We start from the raw sequence: 17,137 nt of genomic DNA, 5'->3' as shown, positions 1-17,137 counted from the left end.
GACACAATAACCCAACAGTACTACCTAAGGGCAAGATACTATAACCCAATAATAGGGAGATTTACCCAAGAAGACACCTATCGAGGGGATGGACTAAACCTATATAGCTATTGTCAAAACAGCCCTGTGATGTATTATGATCCTAGTGGGTATTTCTGTGAGGAGAAGGGAAATGCTTTTCAAGTTGATGCTGGGGCATCAAGTATTAATGGGAAGGAAAAAAGTGGACCAAGTCTAGGGCAAAGGATAGGCAGTGTATTCAGTGGCTCCTTCATGATGTATTTAGGAGCATCGGCAATAATGGTTGGAGCAACTGCCCTAACAGTAGCAACTGGTGGGCTTGGAGCACCTGTATTAATAGCAGCAGGAACTATCATAACGGGCGCTGGCTTAACAGCAATGGGAGCAAATGAAGTTGTATATGGGCTATCAGGTAAAAACTTTGCACTTGATAACGTATTTAAGGGGAACGTTGAAGCCTATTCAACGGCACAGATGTTGCTAACAATGGGAACCGTGTCAGGTATGCAGTATAGTTCAATCTATACTCAACAGGAGATTGCTTTTAGGAATGCGGCTAAGGAAACGGGTAACACTGATTGGATTACAAATAAAGGTTACAAACCACAACCTGGTGAAAGAACATTAGAAGGATTCATGAAGAAAAACATCTCTCCAGATGCAGAAGTAGGGTTATACACTAAATCAAGCGGTAAATGGAGGGGTTATGTTACCAACAAAACTTGATATAAAACAACTTTATGATTATTTATTTAATGGGAAGTATAGACAGTAGGAGGAATGAGAATGGTAGGTAATTTTGATTGCACTCAATTTATAACATTTGACTCAAGTGCTTCTGAAGAAAAACTTAATAATATGCTAAGTTCGTTTGAGGAGTTAGGATTTAAAATTATTACTGGTGATGAGGTAAAACCTATAAAGCGACAATACTTTAAAGACTATAGTTCCTACTATTTTATTGAGTTGAAATTCGATAATTTTATGGGAGAATTCGAAGATTGGGAGCAGATAGATAAGCCGCCTATACTGATAAAGCAGTTTATAGAGACTGCATACAAAATGGTAGATAGTGAAGGAATTTCAAATATTAAAATTATTCTAACCTCATTTGCAGAAGAAGGAAGAACAACAAATGAAGTAACGGTTATAGAAAAAAGCCATATTAGCGAAGGACTATATACCATGTCAAAACATAATTTTCAAGTGTGGGTCGATAATTTGATTTTAGAAATACTAAAATAAAAATGATATATTTAAGTAGAAGTAATTATTTCTAAAAAAGGGATTAAGAAACTCAGCACACCACTAACAATGGTTACTGCTAGGTTTCTTTTTTTATCTTATTAATTAATATGCAAAATATTTAAAAATGTATTTACAAAACATAAAATAAGCATATGATGCAATTAATAAAACATAAAGGAGGTCATGCATATATGGCGAATATTATTAATATCAGATTAACCAAAGATTACCTGGAAGTATCAACAATGGATGAAACAGCAAAGGCTCTTGGCATATCCGGAAACGAAATGATAGTAAGGGCAATTACTATGATGATGAACTTGACACTACATTCTAAAAGAAACTGGAAAAACATAGTGAAAGTGTAGGAGTACCAATGCAACTAGCCATCCAAAATACCTTTTTAAAAAGATGGGCACAGGATAACGCTAAGAACGTTGTATGGGAAACAAACAAGGATTTACTATTGTAGTTTGCCTACAACGAAGATGGGGTTATTACCACAAAACAGCTTTATGAGATGATCTATAAGTTGATCTTTGAAACTCCGTTAGAGAACAGGGCGCTAATGGTCATAGCCAAGAGCATGAGCCGTTACGAGCCACAGAAAGGACATATAAAGACTATATACAACAATGCGTAATTAAGAAACTTAATAATTAGAGGAAGTTTTTTAAAAATCAAAGCAAAAAAGGCGCTGTCTTAAATAATTGTAAAAGTCATTTTAAGACAGCCCCTTTTTATCTTACTTTAAACTTATACTCTCGATCGTAATATATAAAATAGAAGCCTAGGGCGCTCATCAATCCAATTATATAGGCAACTATTGAGTAGATATAGCCCCACTTTTCTGAATCATAACTTAAGAAGCCTAACTTTATTGAAAAAAATTCTATTAAGGTGGCAAGAGTTGAAAGTAACAACACTAGAAATAACTTCTGCCAACTCTTTTTTGGCAAGCATCTTATAAGAAATAGACCAATAGTAAAAAATGGCCCAATCACAACAAACAAGTCTAATTCACCTAAATGAACTAAAATAAAGTCTTCCTTCCAGAACTTATTGTCAATAAAAAAGTTTTCGAGAACTCCTCCAACTACCATTGTCCATAGGGCAATAGGCAGAGCCCTTTTAAATTCTTTTAAAGAACAAGTGAAAAAGATGACTACCCAACAGATGACTGCTAATATGAGCCATGGTAAGTTATAGGTATCTAAGAAGTTTGTTATACCTTCAGACATTTAACCAGCACCCTTCATCTGAATTTGAAAAAGAATAAAAAGTAATTTATTTTGAGGAATTACCTAATTAATTTTAGATTTATATTAATGTAAAATAATGAAAACTAAAAACTTGGCTACTTAGTGTTCAAGGAGTAATCCATTGAAAGATAAGAAGATTACTCACTTTATACTGGGTGGATGAGTTTTTATATTTACATAGACGGAAATTAAATTTAGCGTTATAGTATTAAGTAATTTCCTCACTTAACTATTGTCTACAAATATCCCCTATATTAATCTTATTATTTCTTTATTCTTAAGGAATCTAAAAAATAAAATCTTGTCGCTTAAGGCAGAAATATTAATTTAAAGATATTTCCTTGGAAATAAAAAAAAAATCTCGACATACAATGATAAATTTGGATGAAGAAACTTAGCTTCCTAAAGTTCTTTTTTCCATAATATCAAAGTAGAACTTTATTATAGGCTATGACACAGCGATTACCTCGAAAGACCCTCATAAAAAGCTCACTATACAAGCTGTGTTTTTAGGGATTTAAGGATATAACCATAACCATGGAGTAGTAATATATTATCATATTTTGTTGAAGGAAAAGGGGAGTCTTACTAGAAGTATAATAAGAAGTAGAAAGGGTAGAAAAGTAAAATGAAGTAGAAAAATAGAAAACAAAATAGAATACGATATAGAAAACAATATAAAAACAAATTAAAAATAGAAATGATAAAATAAATAGCAAGAAGAAGCATATAGAACAAGCAGATAAAGAGGATTAGAGAAAGGGAAATAAAAATAAAAAAGATCATAAATAAGGATCAGAAATAAGAAAGATTGATTTTGGAGGGGAAATATGAGACAAAAAACACTACGGGACTATAATGTTAAAATAGGCAAATTACCAACTGGAAGTAAAAATTTAATTACTGATGTTGAAGGTGTTAAGGTGGGCCATGTTACATTAACCACAGGAGATGCTAAGACAGGAGTAACGGCAATTTTACCCCATACAGGCAATTTGTTTAAGGAGAAGGTTAGGGCTAGTAGCTATGTGATCAACGGTTTTGGTAAATCAATGGGGATTATTCAGATTGAAGAGTTGGGGACAATTGAAACTCCCATTATTTTAACCAACACATTAAGTATAGGAGTAGCCAGTGATGGATTAATTGAATATATGCTAAAGGAAAATGAAGATATCGGAAGGACTACTGGGACAGTTAATCCAGTTGTTGGGGAATGTAATGATGCCTATTTAAACGATATTCGTGGAGGTCATGTCAAAAAAGAGCATATTTTTGAAGCAATTCACCACGCAAAAGAATTTTTTCAGCAGGGGGCTGTAGGAGCAGGTACTGGAATGTCTTGCTATCAACTAAAGGGTGGCATTGGTTCTTCTTCAAGGGTGATTAAGTTAGACGAAAAACAATTTACTATAGGAGCACTGGTTCTTTCTAATTTTGGTAGAAAGGAAGATCTATTAATTAATGGCGTTGCCGCTGGTGAAATAATAAATGCCATTGACCCAGAAGAACCTGTTAGGGATAAAGGCTCTATTATAATGGTATTAGCAACCGATATCCCCCTATCGGAAAGACAATTAAAAAGAATGTCGAAGCGGGCATCCGTTGGGTTAAGTAGAACAGGTTCATATATTGGAAATGGCAGCGGAGACATTGTAATTTCCTTTACAACGGCAAATCAGGTAAATCATTATGAAGCTAAAGATATTGTAAAGATGCAAACAGTTAATGAATTGAAGATGGACGATGTATTCAGGGGAGTGGTTGAAGCGGTAGAAGAAGCAATTTTAAATTCGATGATTTGTGCTGAAACAACTATAGGAAGAAATGGTCATAGGAGATACTCCTTGAAGAAGTATATTGAAACGATATTTTCGGATATATAAATAAAGCTAGGCTTCTAATAATGCTCTACTTAATTTATGAGGATAAAGAAATGACTCCCACGTTTTTTATTATTAGTTACGTTGGGAGTCAGATTAATTAAAATTTATATGAAGGGATTAAGAAGGTTAAATTATGATAGGTCTAATATTTGTTGTTGATTTCTTTCTAAATATGGTAATGAATTAGAATTTAATTCTTCTATTAATTTAACTGGCTTATAGCCTAAACTTTTTAGATATCTAGAAAATAAGATGACATCGCCCTTAAGTTTATATTTGGTATAAAACTTTTTAGTTATGGGATTAATTTTAGTAATCAAATATTCATTTTCGTAGATTACCTTATAGCCCCCCTCTATATAAACTGTAAATTTATGAATTCTTGAAGAGGTGGTTGATCTTACCAATTCCCTGTAGATATGTTCCATAGTCATGTGATAACCTCCCTAAATTGTCAAATTATTGTTAAAAAATAAACAATATTATTTTTAAAAAAATTATTTATATTATTTAATTTGACTGCATCATAACCAAAACACTTATGTAATAGGTTGAAATAGGTATATTTTATCAAGAAAAGTACAATGGTTAGAAGTAAGTTAGAATAGACTTATAGTCAAATAAGATAGATCCCTCCCTTATATATTGTTAATATTTTAACTATATACTACAATTTGATTATACATAAACTTTTTAAGAATCGCAATAGCAAAAAGGTTAAATCTACAAATATTTGTCTAGTTTTTGGTTTTTTAAAAATACTAATACTAAGCTATGAAAACAAAAGTTAGTAAGGGCCTACTGATATGGTTTTATCAGATATTATAGTTTTTATAGCTACTGCGGATTTGATTTTTACCCTTAAATTAAATGGTGTTTTGATCAATCAACAAAAAATTGGTAATTATTTACCTTAAAAAAAAGGTTATGCTTTCTATTAATAGAACTTATATCTAGAAGGTATATTTAAAAGTAGGACTTTCTTATTCGATATAAAAAAAGGGGGATGTGATTTTATGGAAAAGTATAAATTAATTAGCTTAGTGTTGGCTATGATTATGCTTGTTATGACAGGCTGTAGTGGGGGTAAAACTGCTACAACCTTTAAAACAGAGGCTGATGGAAGTGGAAGTGAGTTAGAAGAGTCCATCCATCAGTCAATTACTAGATATAGTAATGCAGGCATTTTTAGTGGCGTTGTATTTATTGCTCAAGACGAAGAAGTTTTGATGCATAGAGCTTATGGAAAGGCAGATTATGAGGAGAATAAAGATCACGATAAAGATCAGATTTATCAAATAGGTTCATTGACAAAGGCAATGACTGGACTAGTCATTATGCAGTTACAACAAGAAGAGAAGTTGCATGTAGAGGATTTATTAGAAATATATATCCCTTCTTTTCCCCATAGTAATAAAATTACGATCCAACAACTATTGTCCCATACATCAGGTTTACCATCTCAACCATGGGAAATTGATCTTGACATAAACTTATACAGGACTAAAAATGCTAGCAAAAATAATGAAGAACAACATCTAGAACTTCTATCTCCTCCTGGAAGTAAATTTTCCTATAGTAATATTGGATATACTTTACTAGGTTTTATCATAGAGGAGTTAACAGAAAAGTCATTAGAAGATGTTATGTCAGAAAGGATTTTCAAACCATTAGACATGAAGAACACCACTTTTAATGTTGAAGATATCGATCAGAATCAATTGGCTAAAGCTTACTATAAAAAGAATGAGGTTATTAGTGAAAAAGGTTGGTGGGATGTAAACGTAGGCCCAAGGGGTGGTGGTGGCCTCTATTCTACAATATCAGATTTATATAAATGGGATCAGGGGTTATATTCTGAAAAATTACTAGAAAAACAATATTTAGACGAAATTTTCAAGTTGCAAATAGATAGTACTCATCAAAGTGATTACAGCTATGGCTGGTTTTTAGACACCCATAATAACAATGTAATATTTCAACATGATGGAATTTCAGCCGGATACCATACGTATATTTATAGAAATCTACAGGATAAGAAGACCATTATTATACTTAGTAATTTTCAGCAATCCCCCATCTGGAGTATCGTGGGCGATATTAAAGGATTTTTATAAATACTAAAATTTAGTTTTTTCAAAATAGTCTTAATTAATTTATAATAACCCTTTACAAAAGACATTATTTGGATTATAATTACAATTGTAATGACAAAAATTTCTAAAATAAGGAGGTTCTAGTATGATGCTATCAACGGTTAATTCAAAGAGTAAAACAATGATACAATCTTCTACAGAGCCTTCGGTTAATTTAGAAAATTAATAGCTATTTTTAAAAGGACTTTTCGTCTAATTTTCTAATTCTATTGCATTAAATAACCGTAGGTAAGATAAAGACCTAGGGTTATTTTTAATGGATAGTATATTTATAATCTATTAATAAGGGCCATCTAAAATAGGTGGCTCTATTTTTGTCAAATTTATTTCTAAAAGGAGGCGTAGATTATGATTAGTAAGTTAAGTTTTATTAGAAGGTCTAGTTTAGTACAGGGGATTAATGATGACTGACAACTTAAATCTATTAAAAAGTTCTAAAAGAAAAGGGGATAGATTATGGAACAACAAATTAGAGTGATTCAATATAGCCCAGAATGGGCAGCAGCTGTAGCTGATATGTGGAATAAAAGTAGAGATGGTTGGGGGGGCGGTAGCTCCATTACAACGGAAGAACAGGTTAGAAAACAAGAGGAAAGTTCTGGGAATCTAAATTTATACTTAGCTTTAGATGGGGAAACAGTTGTAGGATATTGTAGTTTAAGTGAATATCGTGAAGATGAAGGAGCACTTTATATTCCACTATTAAATGTTAGGGGCGACTACTAGGGTAAAAAAATAGGTAAATTACTATTACTTAAAGCACTAGAACGTAGTGTTGAGTTAGGGTGGCCTAGACTAGATCTATATACTTGGCCTGGAAACATAAAGGCAGTACCCTTATATAAAAAGTGTGGATTCTTTTGGGAAGACAGAGATGATACCACCCATCTAATGAACTTTATTCCTTCTGTGTTAAATTTAGAGATAGTTAAAGACTTTTTTAAAGAATCCGATTGGTATAGCACCTCAAAAAGAATTATAGAAGTTAAACCAGATGGAAGAAAGGAAAATGGTTTTGACTATTATGAATATCTTTGGGAAAATGAGGGCAGTCAACTAAGAATGGAGTTTGAACGTAGAGGTAGAGGACTACGTTTAATTGAAACAGATGAGTATTTGATCTCAGTAGACCTAGAAGCTTCAGAACTAGTTTTTGGTAAAGATTATCAGGTATCCTATTATATTCGTAATAAAAGGAATCAACCCATAGAAGTTCTATTAACTGGTTCTAATGATAAAAATATTGAATTTGATTTTGAGAAAACCCTTTATGTAAATGATGAAATTAAAGTAGAAGGAACTTTTAAAGTTAATGAAATTAGAGAAGAACAAAGTATCTGGAGAACTCATCCCGCCGTGACAACAACAGTTGACATTAATGGAAAAAGAGTCTGCCTCAAGGTAGGAATCGTTCCTAAGTTTCCAGTTAAAATTTCAGCCAAAGTTCCTAGCTATGAGAGTTTCCTTAACGTACCTTCAGTATTTTATATTGATGTAGAAAACAATTACAATGAAGAGATTGAATTAAATTTTCAGCTACCCAATATCGATTTTATTACAATAGACAAGGGGTCTAATTTAATCGTTTTAGGTGGAAAAGAAAAGAAGTCCATCCCAATCTCCTACATATTATCAGACTTTGGGTTTTATAGTGCTCCCATTGAGCTTGAAGTAAAACTAAAAAACGAAAATAGTTTCAGTTTTAATAAAGAAATAGGAATTGCCTTTAAGGGGTTAGGGGCTAAATTTTCTGGAGAATGTGATGAATATTGGCATATTCATAATGGTCCTTATCAAGTGTTACTAAGAAAATTAAACAATAGTTATTTACCAAGTCGTACTTATCTAAAGGGATATCCTACAAGAATTTTGGCACCAAAGCTTGGAAAACCCTTCTCGCTGGAATTTACAAAAAAGCGGGCAGAATCGGTAGAAATGTTTGAAGATAAGGGTACTATAACAATTAAAGCAACCTATCATTCGGGAGATTTTAAGGGATTACAGTTAGTATCCTTTATGAAATTATACCCTGAGGGCATGCTAGAACAATATTATGAAATCACAAATACCACCGATGAAGAAACGAAGGAAGCAATTTGGTTAGACCATCCGGTTGCCCAAGAATTGAATGATTTAGTTATTCCCTACGATGATAAAATTCTACAGCTAAATGACACAACAGGGATTGAATACAAAGATTGGGAGTGTCGTAGAATTACTGAAAACTGGCTTTTTACAAAGGGAAATCAAATGCCTACGGGTATTAGCTGGTCTCCAGAAATTAAGCTTCGTTTTGAGAGTTGGTTCATGGTTTTTGAGTTTCCTTTAGGGAAAATATCGCCACAAAAAACCATGAAGACTAAGCCTGTGTACATTTCATTGGGAGCATACCAAAATTGGGAAAATTTTAGGGTCTTTGCCTTAAGTCAAAGAAAGGTAAAAGAAATGCCAGCTTTAAATCCCATAGCATTTACTTTAAAAGATCATAATCCCGTAGTAAAGGCTGACCAAGTAGTGACTACTCTCAAGAATTATAAAACAGAGTACTTTGATGGACAAATTGAAGTTAATTTACTAGATGAGGAAAATCCTCAATTATCAAAAGATTTTAGTCAAGAAGACGGAATTAATGAAATTGATTTAGTCGTTAAAACTAATCATAATCCCATAAATGTAATTTCATTAAAAGGAAACTTTTCAGCCAGAGAAGAAGCGTTACATATACTGTGTCTTAAAGAAGGTAAAAAGAACATTCTACAAGAGGAAAGAATAGAAGATGGGAAATTAATCTATTATGTAGATAATGATAGCATACAGATCAAAGCTTCACCCGAGTTTTTTCCAACCCTACATTCAATGGTTTATAAAGGGCAAGAGTGGTTAGATAGTTCCTTCCCTACAGCAAGGGCTAAGTCTTGGTGGAATCCTTGGGGAGGCGGTATTGGTTACTCTATGAAGGAGCTTAATAACAATAGCCTTAATAAAACCAATAGAAAATGTAGCTTTGCTTCTATTAAAGACAATTATGGTAATGAGTGGAGGGGAATTAAGTTAGAGGTAATGTTAGAGGATCATCCAAAATATAAGGGTTTAGGGTGGAATCAATATTACTTGCTACTTCCTGGTGTACCCATGGTCTGCTCTGTCGTAGAAGTTATTCAACAAACTGGTAAGTTTCTACACAATAGTGAAAATACTTGGTTTTCTGACGCCTTTCTAAAACTTTCGGAAAGATATGAAGCCGGTTGGATGAAAACCCTTGATAAAAAAGGCAAATTAACAAAATACTTAACATCAAAAGGGGCAGTTGAGATCCGTTCGGAAGCTAGTATGATTTGTGGTTCATCAGAAAGGAATGGTATATTACAAATCATTACTGATCATTCTTCCTCTATGATGGAATACTATTGCAATAAAGAAGTTATCTTAGTAGGTAATTTCCAAAGCTTAAACATGGAAAACGGTAAAAACTACTTTACTAATCCAGTGTTTTATACATTTAGTCAACAGCCTATTCCAGAAGATGCTTTAGTGGATTTAAAAAATCTTCGTTTTAAGAGAAAAATAGAAAAGTAGTCGGATAACCCATAAAGAAATGAGGTATAAAATTGAAAATAATTGATGTCCATATGCATTTTTCCAACATTGAAGAATTTAAAAAAACGGCAAGGAATATTTCAAAGGTAGATTATTCCTATGAAGGAATCGTTAAAGAATACCAGAGATCCAACATCGTATTAGGGATTGGCATGGGTTTAACTGAGGGGGAAAAGGAAGGGTTTCCTGATCCCTCCACCTCTACACCGATGGGATTAGATTTGGAGGAAAGAATTCCTGCTTCCATTGTATACTGTGTAGGGGTTAATCCCCACCACTTAAATGATGAGGGATTAAAGGCCTTAGAGAAGACCCTACAGCAGCCAGAGGTTGTTGGAATTAAAGTCTACTTGGGATATTACCCTTATTATGCTTATGATGAAATTTATGATCCTGTATATCAATTGGCAATAAAATATCAATTGCCGGTGGTATTCCATACAGGGGACACCTATTCTGAAAGGGGCCTTTTAAAATACTCTCATCCATTAACATTAGATGAAGTAGCGGTAAAATATCGAGAAATCAATTTTATCATGGCTCACTTTGGTGACCCTTGGTGTTTAGATGGAGCTGAGGTAGTCTATAAAAATCGTAATATGTATGCAGACCTTTCAGGGCTTATAGTAGGGGATGTAGAGGAAAGTAACAGATTAAAGGACTCACCTATATTTTTTAATCATCTAAAACATGCCCTTGTTTACTGTAACAATTACTCAAAATTCTTATTTGGCACAGATTGGCCGCTGGTTCCCATTGCTCCCTACATTGAATTTGTTAAGGAGATTATTCCAGAAGAGTACCATGAAGATGTATTTTTTAATACAGCCTTGAAGGTATTTCCGAAAATAAAAAAAATTCTTTTTTAACCTTTGACTCCAGTCACAGTAACAATACAATAATTCTCCTATAATTAACTTAACAACAACATTTAATAATTTTAGGAGGAGATATTAATGGAAAGTAAAATTAAAATAGCAAATAATTCATACTGGGTAGGATACGTTGATGACAGAAAAGTTCTTTTCCATAGATTAATTTTGGAAAAAGGAACAACCTATAATTCCTATTTATTAGATACAGAGAAACCCACCATAATAGATACTGTAGACATTGAATTTGGACGTATATTTGTAGAAAACTTAAGTAATATGATGGACTTATCAAAACTTGAGTACGTTATTATTAACCACGTAGAACCTGACCATGCAGGAGGCTTACCCGCTTTAATGGCAAAAGCGAAGAATGCTAAAATTGTTACAACAGCCCTTGGAGCAGAAGAACTGAAAAAAATGTTCAAACTCCATAATAGAGAGTATGTAATTATCCATGATGGCATGACCTTAGATATAGGAGGAAAAACACTACAGTTCTTTGAAACACCCTTCCTTCATACAGAAGAAACAATGGTTACTTATTGTATAGAAGACCAGATTCTATATCCTTGTGATCAGTTTAGCACCCATATTGCAAACTATGAACTATTTAATGATTTAGCTAAAGAGGATATTACAGAAGATTTTAAAGTATACTATCAACTAATTATGCATCCCCATAGACCTTATGTTCAGGACATGATTAAGAAAATTAGAAAGTTAGATATTAAAATGATTGCCCCTTCCCACGGTTATGTATTAAGGGAAAATGTAGAAAAGTATATCAATGCCTATGATGATATGAGTAGGGCTAAAGAAGGTAAAAAGGTAGCTATCCTATTTAGTACCATGACAGGGAATACAACTAAGGTGGCAAAGTTAATGGCTGAAGCATTAGAAAACAAAAATATCGTAACAAGAATAATTAATGTCGATAATGCCGATGTAGATGCTGTTGTAGAGGTAATTAAAGAAAGTGATGGGGTATTCTTTGGAAGCTCTACAAGGTATGCTGATATGGTGGGTAATTTAGAGACAATACTAAAACAGCTAAAAGACTTAGACCTTTCTGGGAAATTTGCAGTCGCCTTTGGTTCTTATGGTTGGAGTGGAGAAGCGATAGAGGTAATTAATGATTATCTAAAGGATACAAACCTTACAGTTATTGATCGTTCATATATTGTTAAAACTACTGGTATGGACGACATACAAGTACCAATTAGGGTTAAATTTAAGCCAGAAGAAGAATCTCAAACGTTAGGTAGAACGGTTCAAGCGATTGGAGACATTTTAGTAGGATAAGGATAAAGCAAGATAAAATTTAAGGAGGCTTCAGAGGAAGTCTCCTTAGGGTGTTTTTGTAATCAATAGGAGGGGTTTTATTAAAGAAGACGACTGATGAGCTTGTTTTAGCTTAACTATAAAGGGAATATATACAGTAGAATGAGAACCTTCCTTTAGGTGATCGGTAAAATCTAAAATTAAAATCTAATCATTAAGAAAAATGCATCATAATAATTTAACTGAGGAAAATGGATCATTAATTTTAAATTTATATTAATGTAATTTCTTCAAATGAAAATAGGATAGGAGAATTTTTATGAAGGCATGTTGTGATCGTTGCAAAAATAAATTATGTGCCAGTAAGGTATCAATATTTGGGAATCTGAACCAGGAAGAACTTGTAGATATTATTAAGAAGACAGGACATAGGGAATATCATAAGGGAGAAAATATTTTCCTTGAAGACACAGAGGCAAAAACCCTTTATCTTGTAAATGAAGGAAGGATCAAAATCTATAAATATACTAGAGATGGTAAAGAACAGATTTTACACATATTATCAGAAGGAGATTTTTTTGGAGAGTTAAACCTATTTAGAGAAGGTAAATATCGTTTCAACGCAGAAGCCCTTACTCCCACAAAGCTATGTACTTTAACAAAGGATAAAATGAGAGAACTTATTTTAGATAAACCTGAAATAGGTCTAAAAATTTTAGAAGTTGTTGGAGAGCGTTTAGCAAGGGTTGAAACACTAGCCCAAAATTTAGCATCAAATGATGTTGAGACCCGTATTGCCCATTTGATTTTAGACTTAAAAGAGCAATATGGTAAAGTGGTTGCAGACGGTATTGAAATAAAGTTACCCTTAACTAGAGAGGAAATGTCCAACTATACTGGTGTAGCAAGGGAAACCATGAGTCGAAAATTAAAAAAATTCGAAGAGGAAGGAATCATTAAACTATCGGGGATTAAAAAGATTATTATAATCGATGAAGATAAGCTTGAAGACTACTTGTAAAAAATCGGTAGCACCACCTATGGAAAATTTCAAGTAGTCACAAATATAAAAGGATTAGGGAGTTTCTCTAATCCTTTTATATTATCTTAACTATTTTAGTGATGTCTACATCGTCTACACAGAGGAACTTGATTTTCACCATGAAAGAACCTATGCCCACATTGAAGGCAACTCGTTGAAGATAGTTTATACTTTAGAGTAGAAGTAGCTAGTGATTTCACTTTTACTGCCTCTGGAATAATTGCTTTGCTAGGACAGAGGCAGTAACATAGTTGGCAAGAACTACACCTACTGGCATCATGGTTTACTTCTATTGTTTCAGGTGTTTTCTCCACCTTCCATGCAGAAGAGGGACACACTCCTTGGCAAAATCCACAACCGTCGCAACATGACTGAACTTGCCAGTTGGAAAGGTAGGGAAGTTCATTGGGAAGTAGTTGAAGATCTTCTTGGTTGATAGACTTTAAGGCCTTTATTAAGAGTTTTCTATTATTGTCTCTTATACTATTTTTTTCACTAATAAAATTTTCAGAAATCTGACTAACTGCTTTAAAGGACAGCTCTTTGGTCTCCCCTTTGAAATAACTAAATAATTCTCTTCTAGAAAATGACTTCTCTTGAAGAGTTTGTAGGGGCGTATCTCCTTCTATGAGGGAGACATTAATAGAAATGCCCAGTCTTTTACTGAAGGTTGTTACTTCTTTATAGGTCGATAGAAAGTGATTATTTTCATTAGAACAGTTTTGGCACTGTTGACGGTTAATTAAGATATTTTTTTCCCTTGCTAGAATTAGTAGGGCAGCTAAGACCTCTGGATGGAAACTATTTAAACAGGGGACTATAATGGTTCCTTGTTTTGATCCTTTTATGCAACTAATAATAGGAAAGGGTTTCTCTAATACTTCACGATAGATTTTGTCTAGCTCAAAGTCCTTGAGGGATATAGCTTGAGTAGGACATACCCCTAGACATAGGCCACAAGTATCACATAAGTCTTCGTTAAGTGTAACGGAATATTTATCAACTATAATTGCTTTTTGGGGACAAATTGAAGTACATATATTACATTCCTTAAGTCTATTTTTATAGTGAAGACAATTTTTTATATTTAGTTGAGGTTTAGTTTCTTCAATTAATTTATCTAATAAGTATTTAAAAATCAAATCTTAACGCCTCCCCAAAATAATAGTGATTAAATTATAGCTTGTTTTATAAATAGGAAAGGGGGAAGCTTATCCTAAGACATTCTTCCCGCTTCTACACTTTTAGTCTTTTGTTTTTTACGATGGATCATTGAAGAAATTACTAAACTAAATTCAAATAATAGTAACATAGGAGCGGCCATTAAACCTTGAGAGATGATATCTGGTGGGGTTAGGATAGCAGCAACGATAAATATTGCTAATATAAGAAATTTTCGAGACTTCTTTAAGGTTGAAATCGTTACTAAGTTTAACTGTGTTAATAATAAAATTAGTAGGGGCATCTCAAAGGTTAATCCGAAAGATAAAAGTAATGAACTAATAAATGTAATATAATTAGCGAAAGAGAATAAAGGCTCGATCTGTTGAGTAGACATTCTCACAAAAAACTGAATTGTTATGGGGATGATGACAAAATAAGCAAAAACGATCCCTAACAGAAAAAATATAATGGCCATAAACAGTGTTATGAGCAGATTTCTTCGTTCTTTTTTTGTTAAGCCAGGTTTAATAAATAGCCAAATTTGAAATAACGTAATTGGTAAAGTCACTACAATACCAACAACTAATGAAATTTTTATGTAGGCTAAGAATAGTTCTGGTGGGCTTAAATAGATAAAATCTAACTGGCTTGCTGGCTTTGTGATTACCTTAATAAGGACATCAATATATTGATAGCTAATTAAAGCCCCCACAATCATGGTAATGGCAATAATCATAACTCTCTTTCTTAATTCCTCTAGATGTTGTATTAAAGTAAGACGCATATCTTCCAAATGGGTCTCCTCCTTAAGGGAATTCTTCTATCTGTTTTAGATTTTTAGTTATTTCTCAGACTCGTCATTTTGGATCGATTTATTAGAATGTTGCTTAAATTCTTTAATACCTTTTCCAAAGGCTTTTCCGATTTCTGGTAACTTTGATGGGCCAAATACTACTAACGCAATCCCTAATATTAAAATTAATTCAGTTGTACCTAGTCTTCCAAACATGAGGGAACCTCCTTTAAACGTATAAATGACTTTATATTATGCCACTGCCTTGTTTGTTAAATATTATACACCAATGGTGGTGGGATGACAAGTGAAGTGTATTGAAATTACCATTAATTATTACAAAATAACTGTATTCTATTAATATAAACTATAAAACAAGAAAAAGATTGAAGAACAATATAGTTTTATAACGAATAGGAGAGTTCGACTTTAATTATTATTAAAATAAGAGAACTTTACGTAAGGAGTTTCAACATATGCAGATAAGCAATTTAATAGATTAAATTGTGTAAGTCGTTAGTTTCTTCACCTAAAAATCATCCTATAAATCTTCCGATCAAAGACTTTGTTCATAAAATAAAGTGGTTTATTAAATGTCAAGATATGGTGTAGAAAAACATATATATAATTTGAAATGCTAATAATTGATTAAATAACAACAATATCAAGAAAAGAATTATCAATTGATAATATCAAAGTATTGTTTTTTCCTTTATGTCAATTGAACTTCTTTAAAATTTTCCTTTTAAAATGCTGTTTACCTATTGTTAATTATGGAATTACTTTTTAAATTTAATTAATATTAATGCAAAATAATAACTTTGGCAAAAACTGTTTCAAATGAATGAAATTTTATATTGTAGGTATTTTCAACGTTTTTGTGAGATGGGGCAGTTTTTGAATTTGTATAATGATTAATAAAAATAGAACTAAGGTACTATAAGACTTTATAAATTATTAAGGGGTTAATTGAAGCTGTAAGGATTAATCAAAAATACTTATCAATTATTACAAACAAAGATTAGTTATCAATTGACATACTTTTGTAAATATGGTAAGTTAAATACAACTAACATAGTTATTTTTTTAACATTAAGTTAGTATCAATATTCAATGTAATAGGGAGGTTGATAAAAATGTCGCATGAGGAAAAAATGGGGTTTTGGGAAAAAACCAGCAACCGACGAGAATTTTTAAAGTTTAGTGGTAAAACAGTTGCAGGAGTTACAGTATCAGCAACTTTATTGAGTCTGTTAACAGGTTGTCAAGATACTGCCAGTGTTTCTGGTTTTCCATTGGCAACAGGATTACTTATTTCAGATTCAACTCGCTGCTCAGGATGTAGACGTTGTGAGACGATTTGTACAATGAACAATGATGGTAAAGCAGATCCAAACATAGCGAGGGTAAAGGTAGGTAGAAACTATAACTTTGGTCCTGGTGGTCCTAAAAATGACTTCCATAATAAGGCTGGTAACTATGGGAACCTAGAAATTATTCCAGATACTTGTCAGCAATGTAAAGACCCTGTGCCATGCGCAGAAGCATGTCCAATGGAAGCAATTTATGCAGAAGAGAAGACTGGGACGAGAGTTGTAGATACAGAGAAATGTGTAGGCTGTGGTATGTGTGCTAGTCAATGCCCTTTCAAAATGATTACTGTCGATGAAGATGAGAAAAAAGCAAAAAAATGCTTCTTATGTGATGGAGATCCTTCTTGTGCTAAGATGTGTCCTACTGCCGCATTAAAGCTGGTTCCATGGAAAGAGGTACATGCAACCATTCAAAAGAATAAACATCTATTTGCATAAA

Annotated in this window: 16 protein-coding genes and 1 pseudogene; 12 read left to right on the top strand and 5 right to left on the bottom strand. The window is 32.8% G+C overall.

Annotated features, from left to right (window positions below; genetic code table 11):
* From T335_RS22655 to T335_RS22245, 3 genes are all read left to right on the top strand, one after another.
* The coding region (locus tag T335_RS22655) for an RHS repeat-associated core domain-containing protein (protein ID WP_034328055.1) at nt 1-747 on the top strand (747 nt) is incomplete at its 5' end.
* 60 nt (nt 748-807) lie between these two features.
* On the top strand, nt 808-1,266 hold the full coding sequence (locus T335_RS0108805; RefSeq protein WP_026477222.1) for a hypothetical protein: 459 nt from the start codon (nt 808-810) through the stop codon (nt 1,264-1,266).
* A 194-nt stretch (nt 1,267-1,460) separates the two neighbouring features.
* Complete coding sequence (locus T335_RS22245) at nt 1,461-1,637, top strand: hypothetical protein (RefSeq protein ID WP_156943658.1); 177 nt, start codon at nt 1,461-1,463, stop codon at nt 1,635-1,637.
* Between the two features lie 372 nt (nt 1,638-2,009).
* On the opposite strand, the gene T335_RS0108790 is transcribed toward T335_RS22245, so the two are convergent.
* A complete protein-coding gene (locus tag T335_RS0108790; protein ID WP_026477221.1) occupies nt 2,010-2,510 on the bottom strand; it encodes a hypothetical protein in 501 nt (166 codons plus the stop codon).
* Nucleotides 2,511-3,361: 851 nt separating this feature from the next.
* On the opposite strand from T335_RS0108790, the gene T335_RS0108785 reads away from it, so the two are divergent.
* Nucleotides 3,362-4,417, top strand: a complete 1,056-nt coding sequence (locus tag T335_RS0108785; protein WP_026477220.1) for a DmpA family aminopeptidase — start codon at nt 3,362-3,364, stop codon at nt 4,415-4,417.
* 131 nt (nt 4,418-4,548) lie between these two features.
* Here the strand turns inward: T335_RS0108785 and T335_RS0108780 are convergent, their stop codons facing one another.
* The gene (locus T335_RS0108780; RefSeq protein WP_026477219.1) at nt 4,549-4,851 is read right to left on the bottom strand and encodes a hypothetical protein; all 303 of its coding nucleotides are present in this window, start codon (nt 4,849-4,851) and stop codon (nt 4,549-4,551) included.
* Nucleotides 4,852-5,433: 582 nt separating this feature from the next.
* Between T335_RS0108780 and T335_RS0108775 the strand changes: the two genes are divergently transcribed.
* The 7 genes and pseudogenes from T335_RS0108775 to T335_RS0108750 all read left to right on the top strand — a co-directional run bounded on the left by T335_RS0108775 (nt 5,434) and on the right by T335_RS0108750 (nt 13,347).
* Entirely contained in the window at nt 5,434-6,534 is a 1,101-nt protein-coding gene (locus T335_RS0108775; RefSeq protein ID WP_026477218.1) for a serine hydrolase domain-containing protein, read from the top strand.
* A 495-nt stretch (nt 6,535-7,029) separates the two neighbouring features.
* On the top strand, nt 7,030-7,299 hold the full coding sequence (locus T335_RS21600; protein WP_051569216.1) for an N-acetyltransferase: 270 nt from the start codon (nt 7,030-7,032) through the stop codon (nt 7,297-7,299).
* A gap of 9 nt (nt 7,300-7,308) precedes the next feature.
* Nucleotides 7,309-7,419 (top strand): annotated as a pseudogene (locus T335_RS22990) (hypothetical protein); the annotation flags it as partial.
* A 45-nt stretch (nt 7,420-7,464) separates the two neighbouring features.
* Complete coding sequence (locus tag T335_RS20240) at nt 7,465-10,149, top strand: hypothetical protein (RefSeq protein WP_051569215.1); 2,685 nt, start codon at nt 7,465-7,467, stop codon at nt 10,147-10,149.
* Nucleotides 10,150-10,181: 32 nt separating this feature from the next.
* Nucleotides 10,182-11,039 (top strand): amidohydrolase family protein, encoded by an 858-nt coding sequence (locus T335_RS0108760; protein ID WP_026477217.1) that lies wholly within the window; start codon nt 10,182-10,184, stop codon nt 11,037-11,039.
* Between the two features lie 87 nt (nt 11,040-11,126).
* Nucleotides 11,127-12,347 carry an FprA family A-type flavoprotein gene (locus T335_RS0108755; protein ID WP_026477216.1) on the top strand — a complete coding sequence of 407 codons (1,221 nt, stop codon included), beginning with the start codon at nt 11,127-11,129 and terminating at the stop codon, nt 12,345-12,347.
* 298 nt (nt 12,348-12,645) lie between these two features.
* On the top strand, nt 12,646-13,347 hold the full coding sequence (locus tag T335_RS0108750; protein ID WP_026477215.1) for a Crp/Fnr family transcriptional regulator: 702 nt from the start codon (nt 12,646-12,648) through the stop codon (nt 13,345-13,347).
* 95 nt (nt 13,348-13,442) lie between these two features.
* Here the strand turns inward: T335_RS0108750 and T335_RS0108745 are convergent, their stop codons facing one another.
* The 3 genes from T335_RS0108745 to T335_RS0108735 all read right to left on the bottom strand — a co-directional run bounded on the left by T335_RS0108745 (nt 13,443) and on the right by T335_RS0108735 (nt 15,541).
* The gene (locus tag T335_RS0108745) at nt 13,443-14,510 is read right to left on the bottom strand and encodes a 4Fe-4S binding protein (protein ID WP_026477214.1); all 1,068 of its coding nucleotides are present in this window, start codon (nt 14,508-14,510) and stop codon (nt 13,443-13,445) included.
* A gap of 74 nt (nt 14,511-14,584) precedes the next feature.
* Nucleotides 14,585-15,316 (bottom strand): twin-arginine translocase subunit TatC, encoded by a 732-nt coding sequence (tatC, locus tag T335_RS0108740; protein WP_034328096.1) that lies wholly within the window; start codon nt 15,314-15,316, stop codon nt 14,585-14,587.
* A gap of 57 nt (nt 15,317-15,373) precedes the next feature.
* Entirely contained in the window at nt 15,374-15,541 is a 168-nt protein-coding gene (locus T335_RS0108735) for a twin-arginine translocase TatA/TatE family subunit (RefSeq protein ID WP_026477212.1), read from the bottom strand.
* Between the two features lie 920 nt (nt 15,542-16,461).
* On the opposite strand from T335_RS0108735, the gene T335_RS20235 reads away from it, so the two are divergent.
* Nucleotides 16,462-17,136 (top strand): ferredoxin-like protein, encoded by a 675-nt coding sequence (locus tag T335_RS20235; protein WP_051569214.1) that lies wholly within the window; start codon nt 16,462-16,464, stop codon nt 17,134-17,136.
* The last annotated feature ends 1 nt before the right edge of the window (nt 17,137 follow it).

This window comes from Alkaliphilus transvaalensis ATCC 700919 (genome assembly GCF_000621485.1).
In the GTDB taxonomy this organism is placed as follows: Bacteria; Bacillota; Clostridia; order Peptostreptococcales; family Natronincolaceae; genus Alkaliphilus; species Alkaliphilus transvaalensis.
Note: the sequence above shows the minus strand (reverse complement) of the source record. Positions and strands in the feature narration are given on the sequence as shown.

Excerpts from the sequence above, each read along its gene's own strand:
- T335_RS0108805 (WP_026477222.1), top strand. The coding sequence starts at position 808 with ATGGTAGGTAATTTTGATTGCACTCAATTTATAACATTTGACTCAAGT.
- T335_RS22245 (WP_156943658.1), top strand. The coding sequence starts at position 1,461 with ATGGCGAATATTATTAATATCAGATTAACCAAAGATTACCTGGAAGTA.
- T335_RS0108790 (WP_026477221.1), bottom strand. The coding sequence starts at position 2,510 with ATGTCTGAAGGTATAACAAACTTCTTAGATACCTATAACTTACCATGG.
- T335_RS0108785 (WP_026477220.1), top strand. The coding sequence starts at position 3,362 with ATGAGACAAAAAACACTACGGGACTATAATGTTAAAATAGGCAAATTA.
- T335_RS0108780 (WP_026477219.1), bottom strand. The coding sequence starts at position 4,851 with ATGACTATGGAACATATCTACAGGGAATTGGTAAGATCAACCACCTCT.
- T335_RS0108775 (WP_026477218.1), top strand. The coding sequence starts at position 5,434 with ATGGAAAAGTATAAATTAATTAGCTTAGTGTTGGCTATGATTATGCTT.
- T335_RS21600 (WP_051569216.1), top strand. The coding sequence starts at position 7,030 with ATGGAACAACAAATTAGAGTGATTCAATATAGCCCAGAATGGGCAGCA.
- T335_RS20240 (WP_051569215.1), top strand. The coding sequence starts at position 7,465 with ATGAACTTTATTCCTTCTGTGTTAAATTTAGAGATAGTTAAAGACTTT.
- T335_RS0108755 (WP_026477216.1), top strand. The coding sequence starts at position 11,127 with ATGGAAAGTAAAATTAAAATAGCAAATAATTCATACTGGGTAGGATAC.
- T335_RS0108750 (WP_026477215.1), top strand. The coding sequence starts at position 12,646 with ATGAAGGCATGTTGTGATCGTTGCAAAAATAAATTATGTGCCAGTAAG.
- tatC (WP_034328096.1), bottom strand. The coding sequence starts at position 15,316 with ATGCGTCTTACTTTAATACAACATCTAGAGGAATTAAGAAAGAGAGTT.
- T335_RS0108735 (WP_026477212.1), bottom strand. The coding sequence starts at position 15,541 with ATGTTTGGAAGACTAGGTACAACTGAATTAATTTTAATATTAGGGATT.
- T335_RS20235 (WP_051569214.1), top strand. The coding sequence starts at position 16,462 with ATGTCGCATGAGGAAAAAATGGGGTTTTGGGAAAAAACCAGCAACCGA.